Source organism: Ornithinimicrobium sp. (assembly GCF_051004135.1).
In the GTDB taxonomy this organism is placed as follows: domain Bacteria; phylum Actinomycetota; class Actinomycetes; order Actinomycetales; family Dermatophilaceae; genus Ornithinicoccus.
The window spans coordinates 1-23,506 of sequence record NZ_JBPCKQ010000012.1; the positions used below are offsets into that span (position 1 = coordinate 1).

The 23,506-nt window shown below is 70.1% G+C and carries 13 protein-coding genes and 1 pseudogene; 9 read left to right on the forward strand and 5 right to left on the reverse strand.

Annotation, left to right across the window (positions count from 1 at the left end; genetic code table 11):
* Positions 1-276 precede the first annotated feature (276 nt).
* Entirely contained in the window at positions 277-1,809 is a 1,533-nt protein-coding gene (gene rpsA / locus ACR2FV_RS00690) for a 30S ribosomal protein S1 (RefSeq protein ID WP_434013811.1), read from the forward strand.
* Positions 1,810-2,148: 339 nt separating this feature from the next.
* Here rpsA and ACR2FV_RS00695 read toward each other — a convergent pair whose 3' ends face one another.
* A complete protein-coding gene (locus ACR2FV_RS00695; protein ID WP_434013812.1) occupies positions 2,149-3,879 on the reverse strand; it encodes a BCCT family transporter in 1,731 nt (576 codons plus the stop codon).
* Positions 3,880-4,003: 124 nt separating this feature from the next.
* On the opposite strand from ACR2FV_RS00695, the gene uvrB reads away from it, so the two are divergent.
* Complete coding sequence (gene uvrB, locus ACR2FV_RS00700; protein ID WP_434013813.1) at positions 4,004-6,106, forward strand: excinuclease ABC subunit UvrB; 2,103 nt, start codon at positions 4,004-4,006, stop codon at positions 6,104-6,106.
* Between the two features lie 161 nt (positions 6,107-6,267).
* Entirely contained in the window at positions 6,268-7,377 is a 1,110-nt protein-coding gene (locus ACR2FV_RS00705; RefSeq protein WP_434013814.1) for a TerC family protein, read from the forward strand.
* On the opposite strand, the gene ACR2FV_RS00710 is transcribed toward ACR2FV_RS00705, so the two are convergent.
* The 4 genes and pseudogenes from ACR2FV_RS00710 to gltB all read right to left on the reverse strand — a co-directional run bounded on the left by ACR2FV_RS00710 (position 7,378) and on the right by gltB (position 15,029).
* Positions 7,378-8,277 carry an EamA family transporter gene (locus ACR2FV_RS00710; RefSeq protein ID WP_434013815.1) on the reverse strand — a complete coding sequence of 300 codons (900 nt, stop codon included), beginning with the start codon at positions 8,275-8,277 and terminating at the stop codon, positions 7,378-7,380.
* A 1-nt stretch (position 8,278) separates the two neighbouring features.
* Positions 8,279-8,953: an MBL fold metallo-hydrolase gene (locus ACR2FV_RS00715; RefSeq protein ID WP_434013816.1), complete on the reverse strand. Its 675-nt coding sequence runs from the start codon at positions 8,951-8,953 to the stop codon at positions 8,279-8,281.
* 45 nt (positions 8,954-8,998) lie between these two features.
* Positions 8,999-10,465, reverse strand: coding sequence for a glutamate synthase subunit beta (locus ACR2FV_RS00720; protein ID WP_434013817.1), 1,467 nt, complete (start codon positions 10,463-10,465; stop codon positions 8,999-9,001).
* Positions 10,458-15,029 (reverse strand): annotated as a pseudogene (gene gltB, locus ACR2FV_RS00725) (glutamate synthase large subunit). The gene ACR2FV_RS00720 and the pseudogene gltB overlap by 8 nt, the downstream one beginning before the upstream one ends.
* Before the next feature lie 117 nt (positions 15,030-15,146).
* Here gltB and uvrA point away from each other — a divergent pair.
* From uvrA to whiA, 6 genes are read left to right on the forward strand one after another with little or no spacing between them, the layout of a single operon-like run.
* Complete coding sequence (uvrA, locus tag ACR2FV_RS00730; protein WP_434013818.1) at positions 15,147-18,071, forward strand: excinuclease ABC subunit UvrA; 2,925 nt, start codon at positions 15,147-15,149, stop codon at positions 18,069-18,071.
* Positions 18,072-18,102: 31 nt separating this feature from the next.
* Positions 18,103-18,573 carry a Rieske (2Fe-2S) protein gene (locus ACR2FV_RS00735; protein ID WP_434013819.1) on the forward strand — a complete coding sequence of 157 codons (471 nt, stop codon included), beginning with the start codon at positions 18,103-18,105 and terminating at the stop codon, positions 18,571-18,573.
* A gap of 41 nt (positions 18,574-18,614) precedes the next feature.
* Positions 18,615-20,528, forward strand: coding sequence for an excinuclease ABC subunit UvrC (uvrC, locus tag ACR2FV_RS00740; RefSeq protein WP_434013820.1), 1,914 nt, complete (start codon positions 18,615-18,617; stop codon positions 20,526-20,528).
* 11 nt (positions 20,529-20,539) lie between these two features.
* A complete protein-coding gene (gene rapZ / locus ACR2FV_RS00745) occupies positions 20,540-21,433 on the forward strand; it encodes an RNase adapter RapZ (RefSeq protein WP_434013821.1) in 894 nt (297 codons plus the stop codon).
* Entirely contained in the window at positions 21,430-22,401 is a 972-nt protein-coding gene (locus ACR2FV_RS00750; RefSeq protein WP_434013822.1) for a gluconeogenesis factor YvcK family protein, read from the forward strand. Before rapZ ends, ACR2FV_RS00750 begins: the two co-directional genes overlap by 4 nt.
* 4 nt (positions 22,402-22,405) lie before the next feature.
* Entirely contained in the window at positions 22,406-23,386 is a 981-nt protein-coding gene (gene whiA, locus ACR2FV_RS00755; RefSeq protein WP_434013823.1) for a DNA-binding protein WhiA, read from the forward strand.
* Positions 23,387-23,506 lie beyond the last annotated feature (120 nt).

The window sequence follows — 23,506 nt, forward strand, 5'->3', positions numbered from 1 at the left end:
TCGTCGTGCGGCCATGTCGATCTTGCCTTCCATACCAGGCAAGCCTGCCCCCACCGGGAGCGTTTCGCGCTCAAAGTACGTGAGGCACCAACCAGCACCACGCGCTCAAAGTATGCGAGGCACGTCGGCAGATTGACCCGACTCTTGCCGCGCGGATACTCTTGTCCAGCGCGAAGCGTGCCATTGCTGCTGCGCACGCATCACCTGTCCACCCCGCGACGGGGCGATCATCGTCTCCGTCCGTCCTACGTTGCCCACAATCGGAGCCCCTACTACATGACTGCCACCACGGCCGACACGGCCATCTCCCAGATCGCTGTCAACGACATCGGGTCTGAGGAGGAGCTGCTCGCGGCGATCGACGCCACGATCAAGAACTTCAACGACGGGGACATCGTCCAAGGTGTCATCGTCAAGGTCGACCGGGACGAGGTCCTGCTCGACATCGGCTACAAGACCGAGGGTGTCATCCCCTCGCGAGAGCTCGCCATCAAGCACGACGTCGACCCCTCGGAGGTCGTCTCCGTCGGTGACGACGTCGAGGCCCTGGTTCTGCAGAAGGAGGACAAGGAGGGTCGGCTGATCCTGTCCAAGAAGCGCGCGCAGTACGAGCGTGCCTGGGGCTCGATCGAGCAGATCAAGGAAGAGGACGGCGTCGTCACCGGCACCGTCATCGAGGTCGTCAAGGGCGGTCTGATCCTCGACATCGGGCTGCGCGGCTTCCTGCCCGCCTCACTGGTGGAGATGCGCCGGGTGCGCGACCTACAGCCCTACGTCGGCAAGGCGATCGAGGCCAAGATCATCGAGCTGGACAAGAACCGCAACAACGTCGTGCTCTCCCGGCGCGCGTGGTTGGAGCAGACCCAGTCCGAGGTGCGCACGACGTTCCTCAAGGAGCTGCAGAAGAGCCAGGTGCGCTCCGGGGTGGTCAGCAGCATCGTCAACTTCGGCGCCTTCGTCGACCTCGGCGGCGGCGTCGACGGTCTGGTGCACGTCAGCGAGCTGTCCTGGAAGCACATCGACCACCCCGGCGAGGTCGTCGAGGTCGGCGACGAGGTCACCGTCGAGGTGCTCGACGTCGACATGGACCGCGAGCGGGTGTCGCTGTCGCTCAAGGCGACCCAGGAGGACCCCTGGCAGCACTTCGCCCGCACCCACGCGATCGGGCAGATCGTGCCCGGCAAGGTCACCAAGCTCGTCCCCTTCGGAGCGTTCGTGCGCGTCGAGGACGGCATCGAGGGCTTGGTGCACATCTCCGAGCTGGCCGAGCGCCACGTCGACCTGCCCGAGCAGGTCGTGCAGGTGGGAGCCGGCATCTTCGTCAAGGTCATCGACATCGACCTGGAGCGTCGACGGATCTCCCTGTCGCTGAAGCAGGCCACGGACGCACTCACTGCCGAGTTCGACCCGACGCTCTACGGCATGGCCGCCGAGTACGACGAGCAGGGCAACTACAAGTACCCCGAGGGCTTCGACCCGGAGAGCAACGAGTGGCTCGACGGCTTCGAGGAGCAGCGCGAGAAGTGGGAGAAGGAGTACGCCGGGGCCCACGAGCGGTGGGAGGCTCACCGCACGCAGGTCGAGTCTGCGGCTGAGGCCGAGGAGACCGCGGAGCAGAGCACGACGAGCTCCTCGTCCAGCTCCTCGTCCAGCTCCTCGTCCAGCTCCTCGTCCAGCTCCTCCGCGACTCGCGGCACCCCGTCGTCGTCCTACTCCTCCGCTGAGGAGACGCCGGCCGACGACGAGTCCGGCACCCTCGCCTCGGACGAGGCGCTCGCCGCGCTGCGTGAGAAGCTCACCGGCAGCTGATCACTTGCTCAGAGCCCCCCGGGGCTCTTGGGCACCCCCTGAAGGAGCCCCTGCACGTCGCGCTTTTGCGCAGTGTGCAGGGGCTCCTTCCGTTTCGCCCTCGGGGGAGGGAGGCCACGCCGCGGCGTTCGGTCAAACCTGCAGAACGTGAGCAGCCGCGACGAATGCGCAGGTGGGCTCAGATTGTTCAGGTTTGACGAAGCTCTGCCGGTGGGCCGGGGAGACCCTGAGAGGGGGGCCACGTGCCCCCCTGGTGTCCCGGGTTGGGGGCGGGACGCATGAGGAGGGCCCCTGCACACCAGTGAGGTGTGCAGGGGCCCCTCGACGTGCTCCGAGGGGTCAGTCCTTGCGAGACCTGCCGCGTCGGGCGGGGCCGTCGTGGGTGGTCGAGGAGGAGGTGAACGTGGACTCCTCGTACCCGCCCTTGCTCATGGCCTCGGCCGTCTCCTGCGCGATCTCCCGTCGCAGGACCTGCCGCTCGAGCCGCAAGATCTCCTTGTGCTCGGCGCTGAGAGCCTTCACCGTGGCGACGACGGCCAGGACGATCACGATGGTGAACGGCGCGGCGACCAGGATGGCCATGGTCTGCAAGGCCGCCAGTCCACTGCCGGCGTCGGCTCCGGTCAGCGCCGCAGCTCCGATCAGCGCGGCGGCGATGGCGCCTTCCAGCACCGCCCAGAACACACGGCTCCAGACGGGCGGGTCGGGGTTGCCGCCGTTGGCGATCATGTCGACCACGAAGGAGCCGGAGTCCGAGCTCGTGACGAAGAAGACGACCACCATGATGATGGCCAGGCCGGCCAGCACGGCGCCGCCGGGCAGTGCCTCGAGCATCTGGAACAGCGCGGTGTCGTTGTTGACGCCGTTCTCCGGATCGATCAGACCACCGGGTCCGTCCATCTCGCGCCACAGGGCGGTGCCGCCCAGTGCGGTGAACCACGCCATGGTCAGCAGCGTGGGCACGGCGAGGACGCCGACGATGAACTCGCGGACGGTCCGGCCGCGGGAGATGCGGGCGATGAAGATGCCCACGAACGGGCTCCAGCTCATCCACCAGCCCCAGTAGTAGGTCGTCCAGCCGCCGAGCCAGTCGGCACCCGGCTCGCCCTGGTAGGGCAGCGTGGAGAAGCTCAGCTGCAGGAAGTTCTGCAGGTAGTAGCCGGTCGCCTCCACGAAGTCTCGGAAGATGAACAGGGTGGGTCCGACGACGATCACGAAGACCAGCAGGAAGCCCGCCAAGCCGAGGTTGATGTTGGAGAGCCACTTGATGCCGGCGCCCACACCGGAGACGACGGACAGCGTGGCGATGAGGGAGATGGCGATGATCAGGATGACCTGGAGCCCCGCACTGTTGCCCACGACCCCGAGGAAGTCCAGGCCGGCCCCGACCTGCGCGACGCCGAAGCCCAGCGACGTGGCCACCCCGAACAAGGTGCCCACGATGGCCAGGACATCGATGACGTCACCGATCCACCCCTTGACCCGGTCGCCGAGCAGCGGCTCCAGGGCCCACCGGATGGAGACGGGCAGCCCCCGCCGGTGCACGGCATACGCCACGGCGAGCCCCACCACGACGTAGATCGCCCAGGCGTGCACCCCCCAGTGCAGGAAGGTGCGCCCCATCGCTGCATTGGCCAGCTCGGCCTGGGTGCCCTCCGTGCCGGGCGGCGGGCTGTTGAAGTGGTTGAGCGGCTCGGCCACGCCCCAGAACATCAGGCCGATGCCCATGCCCGCGCTGAACAGCATGGCGAACCAGGAGACCATCCCGAACTCCGGGTCCTCCTCGTCCTTGCCCAGCTTGATGTTGCCGAAGCGCGACACGGCCAGCCAGGCGCAGAAGACGACGAAGCTGAAGGTCAGCGCGATGTAGTACCAGCCCAGCCCGTCGATCACGGTGGCGCTCGCCTTGGCGACCGCATCATTGAGGGCCGTGGGGAAGATCAGCGCCGCCAGGACGAAGCCGACGACGAGTAACGCGGCGGGCCAGAAGACGCGGGGCGCCAGGGTTCCGGGGGCCAAGCGGCTGCTGTGCTCCTCGGTCTCGGCCGAGGTGGTGCTTGTCTGGCTCATGCTGCTCCTCACGGTGGTGATCCTGCAGGTCAGGCCTTGGTATATGTCTGCCTAGAATCGCACAGTCCCGGCCCAGGTCAAAGCAGTCGCAGGTATGTCATGGTGGCCGACTACCGTAGGAGACATGCGTCCGACCACCGACCTGCAGCGCACCGTGGCCCCCTTTCGGGTCGAGGCCGACTTCCAGCCCAGCGGGGACCAGCCGGGAGCGATCCGGGCGTTGGCCCGCCGGGTGGACGCCGGTGAGGAGGACATCGTGCTGCTGGGCGCCACCGGCACCGGCAAGTCGGCCACGACGGCCTGGCTGGTCGAGCAGGTACAGCGGCCGACTCTGGTGATGGCGCCCAACAAGACCCTCGCCGCGCAGTTGGCCAACGAGTTCCGCGAGCTGCTCCCGCACAACGCCGTCGAGTACTTCGTCTCCTACTACGACTACTACCAGCCCGAGGCCTACGTCCCGCAGACCGACACCTACATCGAGAAGGACTCCTCCATCAACGACGAGGTCGAGCGGCTGCGGCACTCGGCAACCAACTCACTGCTGACCCGGCGTGACGTCGTGGTGGTCGCCTCGGTCTCGTGCATCTACGGCCTGGGCACCCCGCAGGAGTATGTCGACCGGATGGTCCGGCTGCGGGTCGGCGAGGAGATCGACCGCGACGAGCTGCTGCTGCGCTTCGTGCAGATGCAGTACTCCCGCAACGACATGTCGTTCACCCGCGGCACGTTCCGGGTGCGCGGCGACACGGTCGAGATCATCCCGCAGTACGAGGAGCTTGCCGTGCGGGTCGAGCTCTTCGGGGACCAGATCGAGCGGATCTACACCCTGCACCCGCTGACGGGGGAGGTGGTGCGGGAGGAGCAGGAGATGTACGTCTTCCCCGCGTCGCACTACGTCGCGGGGCCGGAGCGGATGGAGCGTGCGATCTCCGGCATCGAGGCCGAGCTCGCCGATCAGCTCGCGGCCTTCGACCGGGCCGGCAAGCACCTCGAGGCCCAGCGGCTGCGGATGCGCACCACATACGACATCGAGATGATGCGCCAGGTCGGGGCGTGCTCGGGGATCGAGAACTATTCCAGGCACATCGACGGTCGCAGGCAGGGGTCGGCACCCAACTGCCTGCTGGACTACTTCCCCGAGGACTTCTTGCTGGTCATCGACGAGTCGCACGTCACCGTGTCCCAGATCGGCGCGATGTACGAGGGTGACATGTCGCGCAAGCGCACCCTGGTCGACCACGGCTTCCGGCTGCCGAGCGCCATGGACAACCGGCCGCTGAAGTGGGAGGAGTTCCTGGAGCGGATCGGCCAGACGGTCTACCTGTCCGCGACACCCGGAGAATACGAGCTGGCCCGGTCCGAGGGCGTGGTCGAGCAGATCATCCGGCCCACCGGCCTGGTCGACCCGCAGGTGGTCCTCAAGCCCACCAAGGGTCAGATCGACGACCTGTTGCACGAGATCGGCGAGCGGGCGGCCCGGGACGAGCGCGTCTTGGTCACCACGCTCACCAAGAAGATGGCCGAGGACCTCACCGACTACCTGCTCGACAAGGGCGTGCGGGTGCGCTACCTGCACTCCGAGGTCGACACCCTGCGCAGGGTCGAGCTGTTGCGCGAGCTGCGGATGGGGGAGTACGACGTCCTGGTCGGTATCAACCTGCTTCGCGAGGGCCTGGACCTGCCGGAGGTCTCGCTGGTCAGCATCCTGGACGCCGACAAGGAGGGCTTCCTGCGCTCCGCGCGCTCGCTGATCCAGACGATCGGGCGGGCGGCCCGCAACGTCAGCGGCCAGGTGCACATGTATGCCGATCGCCTCACCCCGTCGATGGAGCAGGCCATCGACGAGACCAACCGGCGACGGGACAAGCAGCTGGACCACAACGCCGAGCACGGGATCGACCCGACGCCGTTGCGCAAGCGGATCGCCGACATCACCGACATGCTCGAGCGTGAGGATGCCGACACACAGGCACTGATGGGCAGCGGCCGGAGCCAGTCCCGCGGTCGTCGCAGCAGTGCCGGCACGGTGGCTGCGGACGCGGGGATCACTCGAGGGGAGCGGGTCGAGGCGTTGCCGGCCCGAGAGCTGGCCGACCTTATCCAGGAGCTGAGCGAGCAGATGCACGCCGCGGCCACCGACCTGCACTTCGAGCTCGCCGCCCGGCTGCGCGACGAGATCTCCGACCTGAAGAAGGAGCTCCGGCAGATGCGGGAGGCCACCGGCTGAGTGCGCTCGAAGCGTGCGCGCTACCGGGCGATCCCGCAGGGGTTGTGCCATGATGGCTCGGCCGCACGCAGGGGTCCCGGCACCTGCCGTTCCCGGTCACTCAGGTCCCCCATGCACTGATTCGGCCCGTCCTGCCTGCTCCCTCCCCGAAGGTCGCCTTGATGAACGTCCCCACCTGGCTGTGGATCACCACGATCGCCGTGGTGTCCGCGCTGCTGCTCTTCGACGTGTTCGTCCTGGGTCGTCGCCCGCACGTGCCCTCGAAGAAGGAGACGGGTGGTGCCCTGGGGGCCTACATCACGCTGGCTGTCTTGTTCGGGCTCGCGGTCTGGTACTTCTCCGGGGGCCAGTTCGCGGGGGAGTTCTTCGCCGGTTGGCTCACGGAGTACTCGTTGAGCGTCGACAACCTCTTCGTGTTCCTGATCATCATGGCCAAGTTCAACGTGCCCCGGCAGTATCAGCAGCAGGCGCTGCTCATCGGCATCGTCATCGCCTTGGTGCTGCGCGCCATCTTCATCCTGGTGGGGGCCGCGGCGATCAACCAGTTCTCGTGGGTCTTCTACATCTTCGGCGCCTTCCTGATCTACACCGCGGTCAAGCTCGCCCGGGAGAGCATCGGGCACGGTGACGAGGACCAGGAGTTCGAGGAGAACCGGCTCCTGCGCTGGGTGGAGAAGCGCTTCCCGGCCACCCAGTCGTGGGACGCCGGGACCAAGCTGCGGACCGTGGAGAACGGCAAAAAGGTCATCACCCCCATGGTCATCGTCATCCTGGCGCTGGGCACCACCGACCTGCTCTTTGCGCTCGACTCCATCCCTGCCATCTTCGGGCTGACCAAAGAGCCCTACCTGGTGCTGATGGCCAACGTCTTCGCCCTGATGGGGCTACGGCAGCTGTACTTCCTGCTCGGTGACCTGCTGCGCCGACTGGTCTACCTCGGCGTGGGGCTGTCCGTCCTGCTGGGTGTGATCGGGATCAAGCTGATCCTGGAGGCGCTGCACGAGAACAGCCTGCCCTTCATCAACGGTGGCGAGAAGCTCGAGAGTGTCCCCGAGATCCCGATCTGGCTCTCCCTCACCCTGATCGTCGGCATCCTTGCCGTCACGGCGGTCGCCAGCCTGATCAAGAGCGCACGGGACGACAACGAGCAGCCGACGAGCCAAGGGCCGCAGCCGGGCGGGGAGCAGCAAGAGGCACAGGAGGGGAACGATTCGAACCGCAAGCAGCAGGAGGCACCCGAGGGGTCCGGTTCGAACCGCGAGCAGGACTGATCAGGTCGGCTGCGGTATCTCACGGTTCGCCGGTCCCGGTGCCGGCCGGCCCAGTACGAGGATGCTGGCCATCACCACCAGGGCCATCCCGCTCAGCTGCACCACCCCCAGGGTCTGTCCCAGGACCAGCAGCCCGGCCAGGGCGGCCGCCGCCGGCTCCAGGCTGAGCAACACCCCGAAGACGCCGGCCGCCAGGTGCCGCAGGGCCAACAGCTCCAGGGAGTAGGGGATCGCCGAGGAGAGCAGGGCGATGCCCAGACCCCGGGCCAGCACCTCCGGGTCCAGCAGCGCAGAGCCGGCCGACCAGATCCCCCAGGGCAGCAGCAGCAGGGCCCCGATCGCCATACAGATCGCAATGCCGTCCAGACCCTCGAACCGGCTGCCGGTGCCACGGCTGAGCAGGATGTATCCCGCCCAGCAGGCCCCGGCCGTCGCCGCGAGCACCAGCCCGAGCAGGTCGACCTGACCCCAGGGGGTGGTGGCCACCTCGGAGATGAGCACCACGCCGCACAAGGCCGCTCCGACAGCCGCCAGATCCCGGCCTCGGCGCGATGTGACCGCAGCCAGGGTCAGCGGGCCGAGGAACTCGATGGTGACGGCCACCCCGATGGGCAGTCGCACCAGGGAGGCGTAGAAGGCCAGGTTCATCGCCGTCAGCGTGACCGCGAACGAGCCGACCAGGAGCCAGTCGCCTCGCGCACGACCCCGCAGCCGGGGCCGCACCAGCACGCCGAGCACCAGCGCGGCGAGCACCAGGCGGACCGTGACCGACCCGACCACCCCGATCAGCGGCAGCAGGGTGGCGGCCAGGGCGCCCCCGAACTGCACCGAGAGGACGGCGGCCAGGACCAGGACGACGGGGTGGACCCGGACTCGGGTGGCGGAGTCCGACCGCGTCACGTCACCAGCCGCGCTCGCGCCACTGCGCCAGGTGCGGACGCTCGGCACCCAGGGTGGTGCCGTCGCCGTGCCCGGGGTGCACGATCGTGTCGTCGCCGTAGACCTCGAAGACGCGGGCTTCCAGGTCGTCCATCAGCTGGGTGAAGGCGGACTCCGACGGGGTCTTGCCGGGTCCGCCCGGGAACAGGCTGTCACCGGTGAACAGGTGGGACCGTCCGTCGCCGTCGGTCAGCGCAAGCGCGATCGAGCCCGGCGTGTGTCCGCGCAGCGCGAGGACGTCCAGCCGAAGGGAGCCGACGACGACCTGGTCGCCGTGGCTCAGCCGCTCATCCGGGGGGATGGGGAGGGCGTCGGCGTCCTCGGCCCCCGCGGCGGTCCGTGGTCGGTGCCGCCGCACGACCTCGGCCAGCGCCCGGTGGTGGTCCCAGTGCTGGTGGGTCGTCACCACCTCGTGCAGCTCGCCCGAGCCCTCCTGGATGAGGGCGTCCAGCCGGTCTGCATCGTCAGCCGCGTCGACCAGGAGCTGCTGGCCGGTGCTTGCGCAGGTCAGCAGGTAGCAGTTGTTGTCCATCGCGCTCACGCTGGCCTTGCGCAGCGTGAGGGGGCCGAGGTCCAGCACGTATGCCGGACTGCCCGGCTCGGCGTGGGCGCGCTCGTCTTCGGCGGGGGTCGTCATGGCTCCACCGTAGGCGGGCCCGGCGGGACGCCGCGACCGGGTGGGTCAGACGCCGATGGGCGCCTCGTCGGCTCGCACCGGGAACGGCAGCGTCGTCTCACCGATCAGGTAGGAGTCGACGGCCGCGGCGCAGGCCCGGCCCTCCGCGATGGCCCACACGATGAGGGACTGGCCGCGACCGGCGTCACCGGCGACGAAGATGCCGGGCCGGTCGGGCACGGCATACCGCTCGTCGCGCACGAAGACCCCACGGTCGGTCCGCGCCAGGCTCTGGTCCCCTTCGGCGACCGTGTCCGGACCGGTGAACCCCAGCGCCACCAGGACCAGCTGGGCGGGGATGTCGCGCTCGGTGCCGGCGTGCGCGTCGAAGCGTCCGTCGATGCGCTCTCCGTCGACGATCCGGATCCGCCCTGCTGCGCTGTCGGCGCCCGGCAACACCTCCAGGGTGTTGACCCCGAAGACCCGCTCGCCACCCTCCTCGTGCGACTCACCGACCCGGTGGATCAAGGGGTACATCGGCCAAGGCTGGTGCTCAGGCCGTTCATGCGGCGCGGGGGGTCGGATGTCGAGCTGGGTCACCGAGCGGGCGCCCTGCCGGATGGCCGTGCCGTAGCAGTCGGCCCCGGTGTCACCGCCGCCGATGATCACCACGTCCTTGCCCTCGGCCGAGATCTGCCGCTCTGCCGTGCCGAGCGCCTCCCGGTTGGCCGGCACGAGGTAGTCCATCGCAGGGTGCACCCCCGGCAGGTCCCCACCCTGCACCCCCAGGGGTCTGGGCACCGTCGACCCCGTGGCCAGCACCACCGCGTCGAAACGGGTGCGCAGGTCGGCAAGGCTGTAGTCGCGCTCGCCGCCACCCCCGATGGTGACTCCGGTGTGGAAGCGGATGCCCTCACCGCGCAGCTGCACGAGTCGGCGGTCAAGCACCGCCTTCTCCATCTTGAACTCCGGGATGCCGTAGCGCAGCAGCCCGCCGATCGCATCGTGGCGCTCGAAGACCACGACCGTGTGGCCGGCCCGGCTCAGCTGCTGGGCGACCGCCAGACCGGCAGGTCCCGAGCCGACGACGGCGACGGTTTTGCCGCTGAGCCACTCCGGCTCATGCGGGACGACCATGCCGTTGTCGAAGGCCCGGTCGATGACGGAGACCTCGATCTGTTTGATCGTCACCGCGGGCTGGCTGATCGCCAGCACACACGAGGTCTCGCACGGTGCCGGACACAGCCGACCGGTGAACTCTGGGAAGTTGTTGGTGGCGTGCAGCCGCTCGATCGCCTCCCGGAAGTTGCCCCGACGGGTCAGGTCGTTCCACTCCGGGATCAGGTTGCCCAGCGGGCAGCCCTGATGACAGAACGGGATGCCGCAGTCCATGCACCGGCTGGCCTGACGGCGCAGCACGGCGTCGTCCTGCGCCGTGTGCACCTCGTGCCAGTCCATGATCCGGACCGGCACCGGCCGGCTCGGCTGCGGCTCTCGCTCGCGGTGGTTCAGGAAGCCTTTGGGGTCAGCCACGGGAGTCCTCCAGGATGAGCTGCCAGGCGTGCGGACCGTCGGGGTCCTCGCCCCGCGCCTCCACGTCGGCGCGGATGCGCAGCACGTTGGCGTACTGCCGCGGGGTGATCTTGGTGAACCGGCCCAGGGCGGCCACGGGATCGTGGAGCAGCGCGCGCGCCACCGTGGACCCGGTCTCGGTGAGGTGGTCGCGCAGCAGGTTGCACAGTGCCTCGGCGTCCGGGGTGCTCGGCTCGACCGGGGTCAAGGCGAGGTCGCGGTTCGCGAGCACCTGAGCGTTGACGCGCGCATGGTCCAGGTCCAGCACGTATGCCGTGCCGCCGGACATCCCGGCGCCGAGGTTGCGGCCGGTGCGTCCCAGCACGACGGCGACCCCACCGGTCATGTACTCCAGGGCATGGTCCCCGACCCCTTCGACCACGGCGCTCGCCCCGGAGTTTCGGACGCAGAAGCGCTCGCCGACCACGCCGCGCAGGTGCAGCCGCCCGGAGGTGGCGCCATAGCCGATGACGTTGCCGGCAATGACCTGGTCGGCCGGCTCGAAGCCGGCCCGGGCGGGCGGGTGCACCACGATGCGTCCGCCGGACAGGCCCTTGCCGACGTAGTCGTTGGCGTCGCCGACGAGCCGCAGCGTGACCCCGGCAGGCAGGAAGGCGCCGAAGGACTGACCGGCCGACCCGGTGAGAGTCAGGTCGATGGTCCCCTCGGGGAGCCCCTCCGGACCGGCCCGAGCCGTGACGTGGTGTCCGAGCATCGTGCCGACGGTGCGGTTGACGTTGCGCACCGGGAACTCGCCGGTGACCGGGGTGCCGTCGGCCAGCGCGGGTTGGGCGACCTCGATGAGCTGGTGGTCCAGGGCCCGGTCCAGCCCGTGGTCCTGCCCGCGGGTGCGGCGCAACGCCGTGCCCTCGGGCAGGTCCGGTCGGTGCAGCACCGGGCCGAGGTCCAGCCCGGAGGCCTTCCAGTGCCGCACAGCCTGCTCCACGTCGAGCAGGTCGGCCCGGCCGATGACCTCCTCGACGGACCGGTAGCCCAGCTGCGCCAGCAGCTCGCGGACCTGCTCGGCGATGAACTCGAAGAAGGTGACGACGAACTCTGCCTTGCCCTGGTAGCGCGCGCGCAGCTCGGGGTTCTGGGTCGCCACGCCCACCGGGCAGGTGTCCAGGTGGCACACGCGCATCATCACGCACCCGGAGACCACCAGCGGGGCGGTGGCGAAGCCGAACTCCTCGGCGCCGAGGAGGGCGGCGATCAGCACGTCCCGGCCGGTCTTGAGCTGCCCGTCCACCTGCACGTTGATGCGGTCGCGCAGCCCGTTGACCAGCAGCGTCTGCTGGGTCTCGGCGAGTCCGAGCTCCCAGGGGGTGCCGGCGTGCTTCAGCGAGGTCAGCGGGCTGGCCCCGGTGCCGCCGTCGTGCCCGGAGATGAGCACGACGTCGGCGTGCGCCTTGGAGACGCCGGCGGCCACGGTGCCCACCCCGATCTGACTGACCAGCTTGACGTGTACCCGGGCGCCCGGGTTGGCGTTCTTGAGGTCGTGGATCAGCTGGGCCAGGTCCTCGATGGAGTAGATGTCGTGGTGCGGGGGAGGGGAGATGAGCCCGACCCCGGGGGTGGAGTGTCGGGTGCCGGCGATCCACGGGTAGACCTTGCCCGGAGGCAGCTGACCACCTTCGCCCGGCTTGGCGCCCTGGGCGACCTTGATCTGGATGTCGTCGGCGTGCACCAGGTAGGCGCTGGTGACCCCGAACCGGCCAGAGGCCACCTGCTTGATCGCGGACCGCCGGGTGGGGTCGAGCAAGCGCTCGACGTCCTCCCCGCCCTCGCCGGTGTTGGACCGCCCGCCCAGCTGGTTCATCGCGATGGCCAGGGTCTCGTGGGCCTCCTGGGAGATCGAGCCGTAGCTCATCGCCCCCGTGGAGAACCGGCGCACGATCGAGCTCACCGGCTCGACCTCCTCCAACGGCACCGGCTCCCGGTCGGGCTTGGTGCGCAGCAGCCCCCGCAGGGTCATCAGCTGCTCGGACTGGGTGTCGACCAGGTCCGTGTACTGACCGAAGATGTCGTAGCGCTTGGTGCGCGTCGCGTGCTGCAGGCGGAAGACGGTCTAGGGGTTGAACAGGTGCGGCGGACCGTCCCGGCGCCATTGGTACTCGCCCCCGGTCTCGAGGTCGCGGTGGTAGGGCGCGATGCCGAGCACCGGGTAGGCGATGCTGTGCCGTCGGCGCACCTCCTCGGCGATCACCTCGAGGTCGACGCCGTCGATCTGGCTGGTGGTGCCGGTGAACCAGCGGTCCACGACCTGACGGGACAGCCCCACCGCCTCGAAGGTCTGCGCGCCGCGGTAGGAGTGCACGGTCGAGATGCCCATCTTGGACATGACCTTCAAGATCCACCTGCCCGGCGCCTTGATCAGGTTGGCGATGGCCACGTCGGGGTCCAGGCCGTCGAGCTGGCGCCCGGAGCGGCAGAGGTCCTCGACGCTCTCCATGGCCAGGTAGGGGTTGACCGCCGCCGCGCCGTAGGAGACCAGCAGCGCCGCGTGGTGCACCTCGCGCACGTCGCCGGCCTCGACGAGCAGGCCCACCCGGTTGCGGGTGTGCTCGCGGACCAGGTGGTGGTGCACGGCGCTGGTCAGCAGCAACGAGGGGATGGGTGCGTGCTCCCGGTCGGCATGCCGGTCGGACAGCACGATGAAGAACGCGCCCCGCTGCACCGCCTCGGAGACCTGCTCGCAGATCTCCTCGAGCCGGTCCGCCAGCGCCTCGGCGCCCCCGCCGACCCGGTAGAGGCCGCGGACCACGACCGGTGCGAAGTCGGGGTGCTGCCCCTCGAGGTTGAGGTGGCGCAGCTGGGCCAGCTCGTCGTTGTCGATCACCGGGAAGTCAAGGACAACCTGCCGGGCATGGGCCGGCCCCTCGGTGAGCAGGTTCTGCTCCGGCCCCGTCGAGGCGCCGAGTGAGGTGACGACCTCCTCCCGGATGGCGTCCAGCGGCGGGTTGGTCACCTGGGCGAAGGCCTCGACGAAGTAGTCGAACAGCAGCCGTGGCCGGTCGGACAGGGCGGCGATGGGAGTGTCCGACCCCATCGCGCCCAGGGGCTCCAGGCCCGCCTGAGCCATCGGAGCCAGGATGACCCGCAGCTCCTCCTCGGTGTAGCCGAAGATCTGCTGGCGGCGGGTCACCGAGGCGTGCGTGTGCCGCACATGGGCCCGCTCGGGCTGGTCGGCCAGCCGCACCAGGTTTTCCTGCAGCCACTGCCCGTAGGGCGCCTCAGCGGCCAGCTCCTCCTTGAGTGCCCGGTCATCGACGATCTCACCGGCGGCGGTGTCGACCAGCAGCATCCGGCCCGGCTCGACCCGGCCCTTGGCCACCACCGACTCCTCCGGCAGATCCAGCACCCCCGACTCGCTACCCAGCACCACGAGGCCGTCGTCGGTCACCCAGTAGCGCGAGGGCCGCAGGCCGTTGCGGTCCAGCACCCCGCCGACCAGGGTCCCGTCGGTGAAGACGAGGTTCATCGGGCCGTCCCAGGCCTCCATCGACATGGAGTGGAACTCGTAGAACGCCCGCAGCGCCGGCTCCATCTCGGCGTTGTTCTCCCACGGCTCGGGCACCATCATCAGCACCGCGTGCGGCAGCGAGCGGCCCCCGAGGTGAACCAGCTCGAGCACCTCGTCGAAGGTCGCCGAGTCACTGGCGCCGGGGGTGCAGATCGGCAGGGCGTCGGCCAGGTCGCCGGGGAACACGTCACTGGCCAGGTTGCTCTCACGGGCGTGCATCCAGTTGCGGTTGCCGCGCACCGTGTTGATCTCGCCGTTGTGCGCGACCAGCCGGTAGGGATGCGCGAGCGGCCAGGAGGGGAAGGTGTTGGTGGAGAAGCGCGAGTGCACCACGGCCAGGGTGGAGGCGAACCGCTCGTCGCGCAGGTCGGGGAAGAAGTCGGGCAGCTGCTGGGTGGTCAGCATCCCCTTGTAGGTGATCGTCCGGCAGGACAACGACACCGGGTATGTGGTGGTGCCCCGCTCGATCGTCTTGCGGGCCAGCCAGCAGCGCCGCTCCAGGGCCAGTCCCTCCTCCCCGTCGGGGCCGGTCACGAAGACCTGGCGCATCGCGGGCATGACCGAGCGGGCCAGCGAGCCGACCAGGTCGGCCTGGACCGGCACGTCGCGCCAGCCCAGCACGGTGAGGCCGGCGGAGGTCAGCAGCTCCTCCACCTCGGCCTGGGCCCGGTCGGTCTCCTCGACGGGCAGGAACAGGATGCCCGCGGCATACCTCCCGGGTGCGGGCAGCTCGAGGTCGAGCACCGCGCGGAAGAAGTCGTCGGGAAGCTGGGTCAGGATGCCCGCACCGTCGCCGGAGTCGGGCTCGGCGCCGACAGCGCCGCGGTGGTCGAGGTTGAACAGCGCAGTCAGGGCGTGCTGCACGATGTCGTGCCCAGGCGTGCCGCGCAGGGTCGCCACGAAGGCGACCCCACAGGCGTCGTGCTCATGGGCACCGTCGTAGAGGCCCTGCGGCAGAGGGCCGGGCGGGCCGGGGGACGTGAAAGAGGTGGCTGCGCTCATGGTCACCGTTCGGGGGCAGGACGACGAGGTCGTCGAGTCGAGACGGTCGGGGCCGCGTCGACCCGACAGGTTCGTGGGCCATGCTACCGGCGGCGCCTGTCAGAACCGACACCTACGATGGTCCACGTGAGTGACCAGGCTTCCCACCTCCGCCCCCGCCACGACCGCCTCGCGGTCCGCGGAGCCCGCGAGCACAAACTCAAGGACATCAGCGTCGATCTGCCCCGCGACGCCTTGATCGTCTTCACGGGCCTGTCCGGGTCGGGCAAGTCCTCGCTGGCTTTCGACACCATCTTCGCGGAGGGGCAGCGCCGCTACGTCGAGTCACTGTCCGCATACGCCCGTCAGTTCCTCGGCCAGATGGACAAGCCCGACGTCGACTTCATCGAGGGCCTGTCGCCGGCGGTCTCGATCGACCAGAAGTCCACCAACCGCAACCCTCGCTCGACGGTCGGCACGATCACCGAGGTCTACGACTATCTCCGGCTGCTCTACGCCCGGGTCGGTCGCCCGCACTGCCCGGTATGCGGTGAGCCGGTCGGGCGGCAGACCCCCCAGCAGATCGTCGACCGGCTCACCGAGCTGCCCGAGGGCACCCGGTTCCAGGTGCTGGCTCCCGTGGTCCGGTCCCGCAAGGGGGAGTTCGTCGACCTGTTCACCGAGCTGCAGACCAAGGGATTCGCGCGGGCCCGGGTCGACGGCGAGGTGGTGACCCTCGCCGAGCCCCCGGCGCTGGAGAAGCAGCGCAAGCACACCATCGACGTCGTCGTGGACCGGCTCGTGGCCAAGGGGGCGCAGGGCGCCAAGCGTCGGCTCACCGACTCCGTCGAGACCGCGCTGCAGCTGGCCGGGGGTGTCCTCGTGGTCGAGTTCGTCGACGCGGACGACCTCCCCCGCAACCCGCACGGACTGCCGGCGGAGCGGCGCTTCTCCGAGCGGATGGCCTGCCCCAACGACCACCCGCTCGCGATGGATGAGGTGGAGCCGCGCTCGTTCTCGTTCAACATTCCGTTCGGATCCTCCCCGGCGTGCCACGGCATCGGGGTCGAGCTCGATGTCGACGCCGACCTGGTGGTGCACGACGTCGATGCGAGCCTGCGCGCAGGGGCCCTGGCCCCCTGGTCCAACGCGCAGGGTCTCACGGACTACTACCTGCGGGTGCTGGGCGGGCTGGGCGACGACCTGAAGTTCTCCCTGGACTCGCCGTGGCGCTCACTGCCCGGCCGGGCCCGCGACGCCATCCTGCACGGCTACCGGCACAAGGTGCACGTGCGCTACCGCAACCGGTTCGGGCGGGAGCGCGCCTACTCGACCGGCTTCGAGGGGGTGATCCCCTACATCAAGCGCAAGCACAGCGAGACCGACTCCGACAGCAGCCGGGAGCGCTACGAGGGCTACATGCGCGAGGTCCCCTGCCCCACCTGCGAGGGCGCCCGGCTCAAGCCGGAGTCACTGGCCGTCCTCGTGGGCGGGCGCAGCATCTCCGAGGTCTGCGCACTGCCGATCGAGGAGTCGACACAGTTCCTGCGGGGGGTTGACTTCACGACCCGCGAGCTGCAGATCGCCGAGCGGGTGATCAAGGAGATCTCCTCCCGGATGGGATTCCTGCTCGACGTCGGCCTGGACTACCTCTCCCTGGACCGGGCCGCGGGCACGCTGTCCGGCGGGGAGGCGCAGCGGATCCGGCTCGCCACCCAGATCGGGTCTGGTCTGGTAGGTGTGCTTTACGTGCTGGACGAGCCCTCCATCGGGCTGCACCAGCGGGACAACCACCGGCTGATCGACACCCTCACCCGGCTGCGCGACCTGGGCAACACGCTGATCGTGGTCGAGCACGACGAGGACACCATCTCGGCTGCCGACTGGGTCGTCGACATCGGTCCCGGCGCCGGTGAGCACGGCGGTCACGTCGTGCACTCGGGGACCGTGCCGCAGCTGCTGGCGCACCCCGACTCACTCACCGGGGAGTACCTCTCCGGCCGCCGCAGCATCCCGCTGCCCGAGCAGCGACGCGCGCAGGACGGCCGCACGGTCCGCGTCGTCGGTGCCCGGGAGCACAACCTCGACGGCGTCTCGGTCGCCTTCCCGCTGGGCAACCTCGTGGCCATCACCGGAGTCTCCGGGTCCGGCAAGTCCACGCTGGTCAACGAGATCCTCTACAAGGTGCTGGCCAACCAGCTCAACGGGGCCCGGCAGGTGCCGGGGCGGCACCGCAAGGTCGAGGGCCTGGAGGCCCTGGACAAGGTCGTGCACGTCGACCAGAGTCCCATCGGGCGCACGCCGCGGAGCAACCCCGCGACCTACACCGGGGTCTTCGACCACGTGCGCAAGCTGTTCGCCGAGACGACCGAGGCCAAGGTGCGCGGCTACCTGCCCGGGCGCTTCTCGTTCAACGTCAAGGGCGGGCGCTGCGAGGCGTGCAGCGGCGACGGCACGCTCAAGATCGAGATGAGCTTCCTGCCCGACGTCTACGTCCCCTGCGAGGTCTGCCACGGGGCGCGCTACAACCGGGAGACCCTGGAGGTGCACTTCAAGGGGCGCAACGTCGCCGACGTCCTGGACATGCCGATCGAGGAGGCCGCCGAGTTCTTCGCCGCGGTGCCCGCCATCTCGCGGCACCTGCGCACGTTGGTGGACGTCGGTCTGGGTTACGTCCGGCTGGGGCAGCCCGCACCGACCCTGTCCGGTGGCGAGGCGCAGCGGGTCAAGCTGGCCTCCGAGCTGCAGACGCGCTCCACCGGGCGCACGGTCTACGTCCTGGACGAGCCCACTACGGGCCTGCACTTCGAGGACATCCGCAAGCTGTTGGCGGTCCTGCAGGGGCTCGTCGACAAGGGCAACACGGTGCTGGTCATCGAGCACAACCTCGACGTCATCAAGTCCGCCGACTGGGTCGTCGACCTCGGGCCGGAGGGTGGCAGCGGCGGCGGACGAGTGGTCGCCGAGGGCACGCCCGAGCAGGTCGCCGGACTGCCCGGCAGCCACACCGGACGGTTCCTGGCCCCCCTGCTGGAGCACCACCGGGCACGATCCAGCGCCTGACCACCATCCCACCACGCACCAGGAGCACCTCATGGTCACACCCACCGTCCCCGCCCCCGGGTCAGTGATGACCGGCCCCCTGCAGCGCCGCAGCGTGCTGGGCGCCGGTCTCGTCGCGCCGGCCGCGCTGGCCGGTCTTGCGGGGTGTGGCGGCAGCGAGGAGTCCGCGCCCGAGCCGGCCGCCACCTCGGCGGACGCCGGTGGCGCTGCGGGAGCCTTGGCGACGCAGGACGTCCCGGTCGGTGGTGCGGCCTACGTCGAGGACGGCAACACCGTGGTCACCCAGCCCACCGAGGGTGAGTTCCGCGCCTTCGACGCCACCTGCCCACACCAGGGCTGCGCCGTCAACCAAGCGGTCGACGGCGAGCTGAAGTGCCCGTGCCACGACAGCCGATTCGACCTGACCAGCGGCGAGCTGCTCGGCGGCCCTGCGCAGACGGGGCTGACCGAGCGGGCGGTGTCGCTGGAGGGCGATCAGCTCCGGGTCGGGGAGGGTCGCTGATCTTGCCTGCCCGCGACGCGCGCGGGTCGGGGCGCTGAGTCGTGGCCGATCCGAGCAGCTACCGCCCCCGGCCCGGTGAGATCCCGACCGAGCCGGGTGTCTACCGATTCCGCGACCAGCACAGCCGGGTCATCTACGTCGGCAAGGCCAAGTCGCTGCGGCCCCGGCTCAGCTCCTACTTCCAGGACATCACCGCGCTGCACCCGCGCACCCGGTCGATGGTCCTCTCCGGCGCGAGCGTCGAATGGACCGTCGTGGCCAACGAGGTCGAGGCCCTGCAGCTGGAGTACTCCTGGATCAAGGAGTACGACCCGCGGTTCAACGTCAAGTACCGCGACGACAAGTCCTACCCCTATCTGGCGGTGACGATGGGCGAGGAGTTCCCCCGCGCGCAGGTCCTGCGCGGCAGCAAGCGTCCCGGCACCCGCTACTTCGGCCCCTACACGCACGCCTGGGCGATCCGGGAGACCCTCGACCAGTTGCTGCGGGTGTTCCCGCTGCGCACCTGCAGCAAGGGGGTGTTCAAGCGGGCGGGACAGGTGGGGCGACCGTGCCTGCTGGGCTACATCGACAAGTGCTCCGCCCCGTGCGTGGGCAGGGTGGACCCACAGGAGCACCGGGCGGTAGCCGAGGACTTCTGCGACTTCATGGCCGGTCACACCGGCCGCTTCGTCCGTCGCCTGGAGCAGCGGATGAAGCAGGCCAGCGACGAGCTGGACTTCGAGACGGCTGCCCGGCTGCGCGACGACATCGGTGCCCTCCAGCGGGCACTCGAACGCTCGACCGTGGTGCTGGCCGACGCGACCGACGCCGACGTCTTCGCCCTGGCCGACGACGAGCTGGAGGTGGCGGTGCAGGTCTTCCACGTCCGTGGCGGCCGGATCCGCGGCCAGCGTGGCTGGGTCAGCGAGAAGGGCGCGGAGGACCTCGACGACATCGTCGAGCACCTGCTGCAGCAGGTCTACGGCGGGGAGAGTGGGGAGGCGGTGCCCCGCGAGGTGCTGGTCCCCCTGCTGCCCCGGGGGAGTGACGACGTCGCCCGCTGGCTCGCCGGTCTGCGGGGCGCCAAGGTCGACGTCCGGGTCCCGCAACGCGGCGACAAGCGAGCCCTGCTGGAGACGGTCCGGCGCAACGCCGAGCAGTCCCTGGTCCGGCACAAGGTCGCCCGCTCCGGCGACCTGACCCTGCGCAGCCAGGCGTTGCAGGAGCTGCAGGAGGCCCTCGAGCTCGACGACGCACCGCTGCGGATCGAGTCCTTCGACATCAGCCACATCCAGGGCTCGGACGTGGTGGGCTCCATGGTGGTCTTCGAGGACGGGCTGGCTCGCAAGTCCGAGTACCGGCGGTTCATCGTGCGCGAGGGGACCGCCGATGACACCGCAGCCATGCACGAGGTGCTCACCCGACGCTTCCGCCACCTCGCGGCGGCACCGCAGCCCCGGGCGGACGAGGAGGGCCGACCCGCCAAGTTCGCCTACCCCCCGCAGCTGGTCGTGGTCGACGGTGGGCTCCCGCAGGTCCGTGCCGCGCAGGCGGTGCTCGCCGACCTGGGGATCGCCGATGTCGCCGTCATCGGCCTGGCCAAGCGCCTCGAGGAGGTGTGGCTGCCCGACTCGGAGTTCCCCGTCGTCCTGGCCCGCACCAGCGAGGCGCTCTACCTGCTGCAGCGGGTGCGGGACGAGGCGCACCGCTTCGCCAACACCTTCCACCGCCAGCGCCGCTCCCGGTCGATGACCTCCAGCCGGCTGGACGGCATACCGGGGCTGGGTCCGGCGCGTCAGCAGGCGCTGTTGGCCAAGTTCGGGTCGGTCAAGAGGATCCAGCAGGCTCGGGCCGACGACCTCGTGGAGGTCCCGGGCATCGGTCCGGCGTTGGCTGCGACCATCCACGAGCGGCTCGGCTCTGCGAAGGTCGCCTCCGCCGTTAACCTGAGCACCGGAGAGGTTCTCGAGTGAGTGGAGGTCGCATGGGCACCGTGCGTGAGGCGCCCGCCGCGGGCCGTGGGGACTTCGTGCTGCTCACCGGGATGAGCGGTGCCGGCAGGACGACGGCCGCCGACGTCCTGGAGGACCGTGGGTGGTATGTCGTGGACAACATCCCCGCCCGGATGCTCCTGGAGCTCGTCGCGCTCACCGAGGAGGACAGTGACGTCAAGCAGCAGGTGGCCGCCGTGGTCGATGTGCGCAGCCGGCACTTCGCCTCCGACTTCGCCCAGGCGATGCAGGATCTGCGCTCCGGGGGTTGGGCTCCCATGGTCGTGTTCATCGACGCGACCGACGCGTCGCTGGTGCGGCGGTTCGAGGCGGTGCGTCGCCCGCACCCCCTGCAGGACGAGGGCCTGCTGCTGGACGGCATTCGCTCCGAGCGCCGGTTGCTGGCCGAGGTGCGCTCGGCGGCAGAGGTCGTCATCGACACGACGGGGTACAACGTCCACCAGCTCAGCGCCAAGGTCGACGAGCTGTTCAGCTCCGAGGTGGAGATCCGGCTGCGTCTGGCGGTGCTGTCCTTCGGCTTCAAGTACGGCATACCGCTGGATGCGGACGTGGTCCTTGACCTGCGCTTCCTGCCCAACCCCTACTGGGACCCCGAGCTGCGCGCCTTCACCGGTCGTGACGCCCAGGTCCGCGAGTTCGTGTTGTCCCAGCCCGGCGCCCAGGAGTTCATCGGGCACGCCGAGGACATGCTGCGCACCTCCATCCGTGGCTACCTCACCGAGGGTCGACGGCACGTCACGGTGGGCGTGGGCTGCACCGGCGGCAAGCACCGATCGGTGGCCACGGTCGAGGAGCTGACGGCTCGGCTCGAGGATCTCCCCGGCGTGCAGATCACCGGCTTCCACCGTGACCTGGGGCGCGAGTGAGTGGCCCGCGGGTCGTGGCCCTGGGCGGTGGGCACGGCCTGTCCGCCTCGCTCGTGGCGTTGCGGCACCTGAGCGAGCAGATCACGGCCGTCGTCACCGTCGCTGATGACGGCGGCTCCAGCGGACGCCTGAGGCAGGAGTTCGACATCCTGCCCCCGGGCGACCTGCGGATGGCGTTCGCCGCGCTGTGCGAGGACACCGGCTGGGGTCACCAGTGGGCCGCCGTGCTGCAGCACCGTCTCGGCGGGTCGGGAGAGCTGGCCGGCCACGCGCTGGGCAACCTGTTGCTGATGAGCCTCTGGGAGCTGACCGACGACCCGGTCCGGGCCCTGGACCTCGCGGGCAGGATGCTCAACATCCGCGGGCGCGTCCTGCCGATGGCCTCCATCCCTCTGGACATCGAGGCGACGGTGGCGCAAGGCGCAGACGAGGGCGGAGCGGCCGACCACGGGACGGTGCGTGGGCAGTCGGCGGTAGCCGCCAGCCCCGGGCGGGTGCTGGGCGTCCGCTTGTTGCCGGAGGACCCGCCTGCCAGCCCCGAGGCCGTGGAGGCGATCCGGCTGGCTGACTGGGTGGTCCTGGGCCCCGGGTCCTGGTTCACCTCCGTGATGCCACACCTGCTGGTCCCGGAGCTGCGCACGGCCCTGGAGCAGACTCCGGCGCGCCGGATACTCACGCTCAACGTGGGGCTGCACGACGGGGAGACCGAGGGCTTCTCCGCGGCCGAGCACGTGGAGGTGCTCAGCGCGCACGCCCCGGAGCTGCACTTCGACTACGTCGTGGCCGACCCGCAGGTCGTGCGCGCGGACGAGGAGGTGCTGCGCGGGGTCTGCTCCGACCTCGGGGCACAGCTGGTCGTCGCCTCGGTCCGCAAAGCGCGCGTGGCCGGACAGCACGACACGCTGCGCTTGGCGGCCGCCTACCGCGACGTGATGCATACCGAGCCCACCACCGCAGCGAGAGGGTGACCAGATGGCGATGACGGCCAAGGTCAAGGATGAGCTGAGCAGGCTGCCGGTGTCCCGGACGTGCTGCCGCAAGGCGGAGGTAGCCACGATGCTGCGGTTTGCGGGCGGGCTGCACATCGTCGGTGGTCGCATCGTCGTGGAGGCCGAGCTCGACACCGCCTCCGCCGCGCGGCGACTGCGCCGCTTCGTCCACGAGGTCTATGGCGTGCCGTGCGAGATGGTGGTGCTGAGCCCTGGTGGGCTGCGCAAGTCCACCCGGTATGTCGTGCGCGTCGCCGCCGACGGGGAGGCGCTGGCCCGACAGACCGGGCTGATCGACCACGCCGGCCGCCCGGTGCGCGGGCTGCCCCCGCGCGTCGTCGGCGCGTCCGTGTGTGACGCCGAGGCCGCGTGGCGCGGAGCTTTTTTGGCCCACGGCTCGATCACGGAGCCGGGCCGCTCCTCGGCGATGGAGGTGACCTGCCCCGGCCCGGAGGCAGCGCTGGCGCTGGTGGGGGCCGCCCGGCGGTTGGGGATCCAGGCCAAGGCGCGGGAGGTGCGGGGCATCGACCGAGTGGTGCTGCGCGACGGTGACGCGATCGGAGCCATGCTGACCCGGCTGGGGGCGCACGACGCGGTGCTGGAATGGGAGGAGCGCCGGATGCGCCGTGAGGTGCGGGCCACCGCCAACCGGTTGGCCAACTTCGACGATGCCAACCTCCGTCGCTCGGCGCGGGCCGCGGTGGCCGCCGGTGCCCGGGTCGAGCGAGCCCTGGAGATCCTGGGCGACGAGGTTCCCGAGCACCTCAGGCTCGCCGGCCGGCTGCGCCTGGAGCACAAGCAGGCCAGCCTGGAGGAGCTCGGCGGGCTGGCTGACCCCCCGATGACCAAGGACGCCGTCGCGGGCCGCATCCGGCGGCTGCTGGCGATGGCCGACAAGCGCGCCGAGGAGCTCGGCGTCGAGGGGACCGACGCGCACCTGACCCCTGACATGTTCGACGACTGACCACATCGGTGTGCCCCGTCGACGTGGCCGAGGGTCGAAAAGTCCCCCGCGGAGCGCACCGGATGAGGCCCTGTGCACCCGGTGGGGGACTGCGGCGCAGCACTGAGCACACGACGCAGC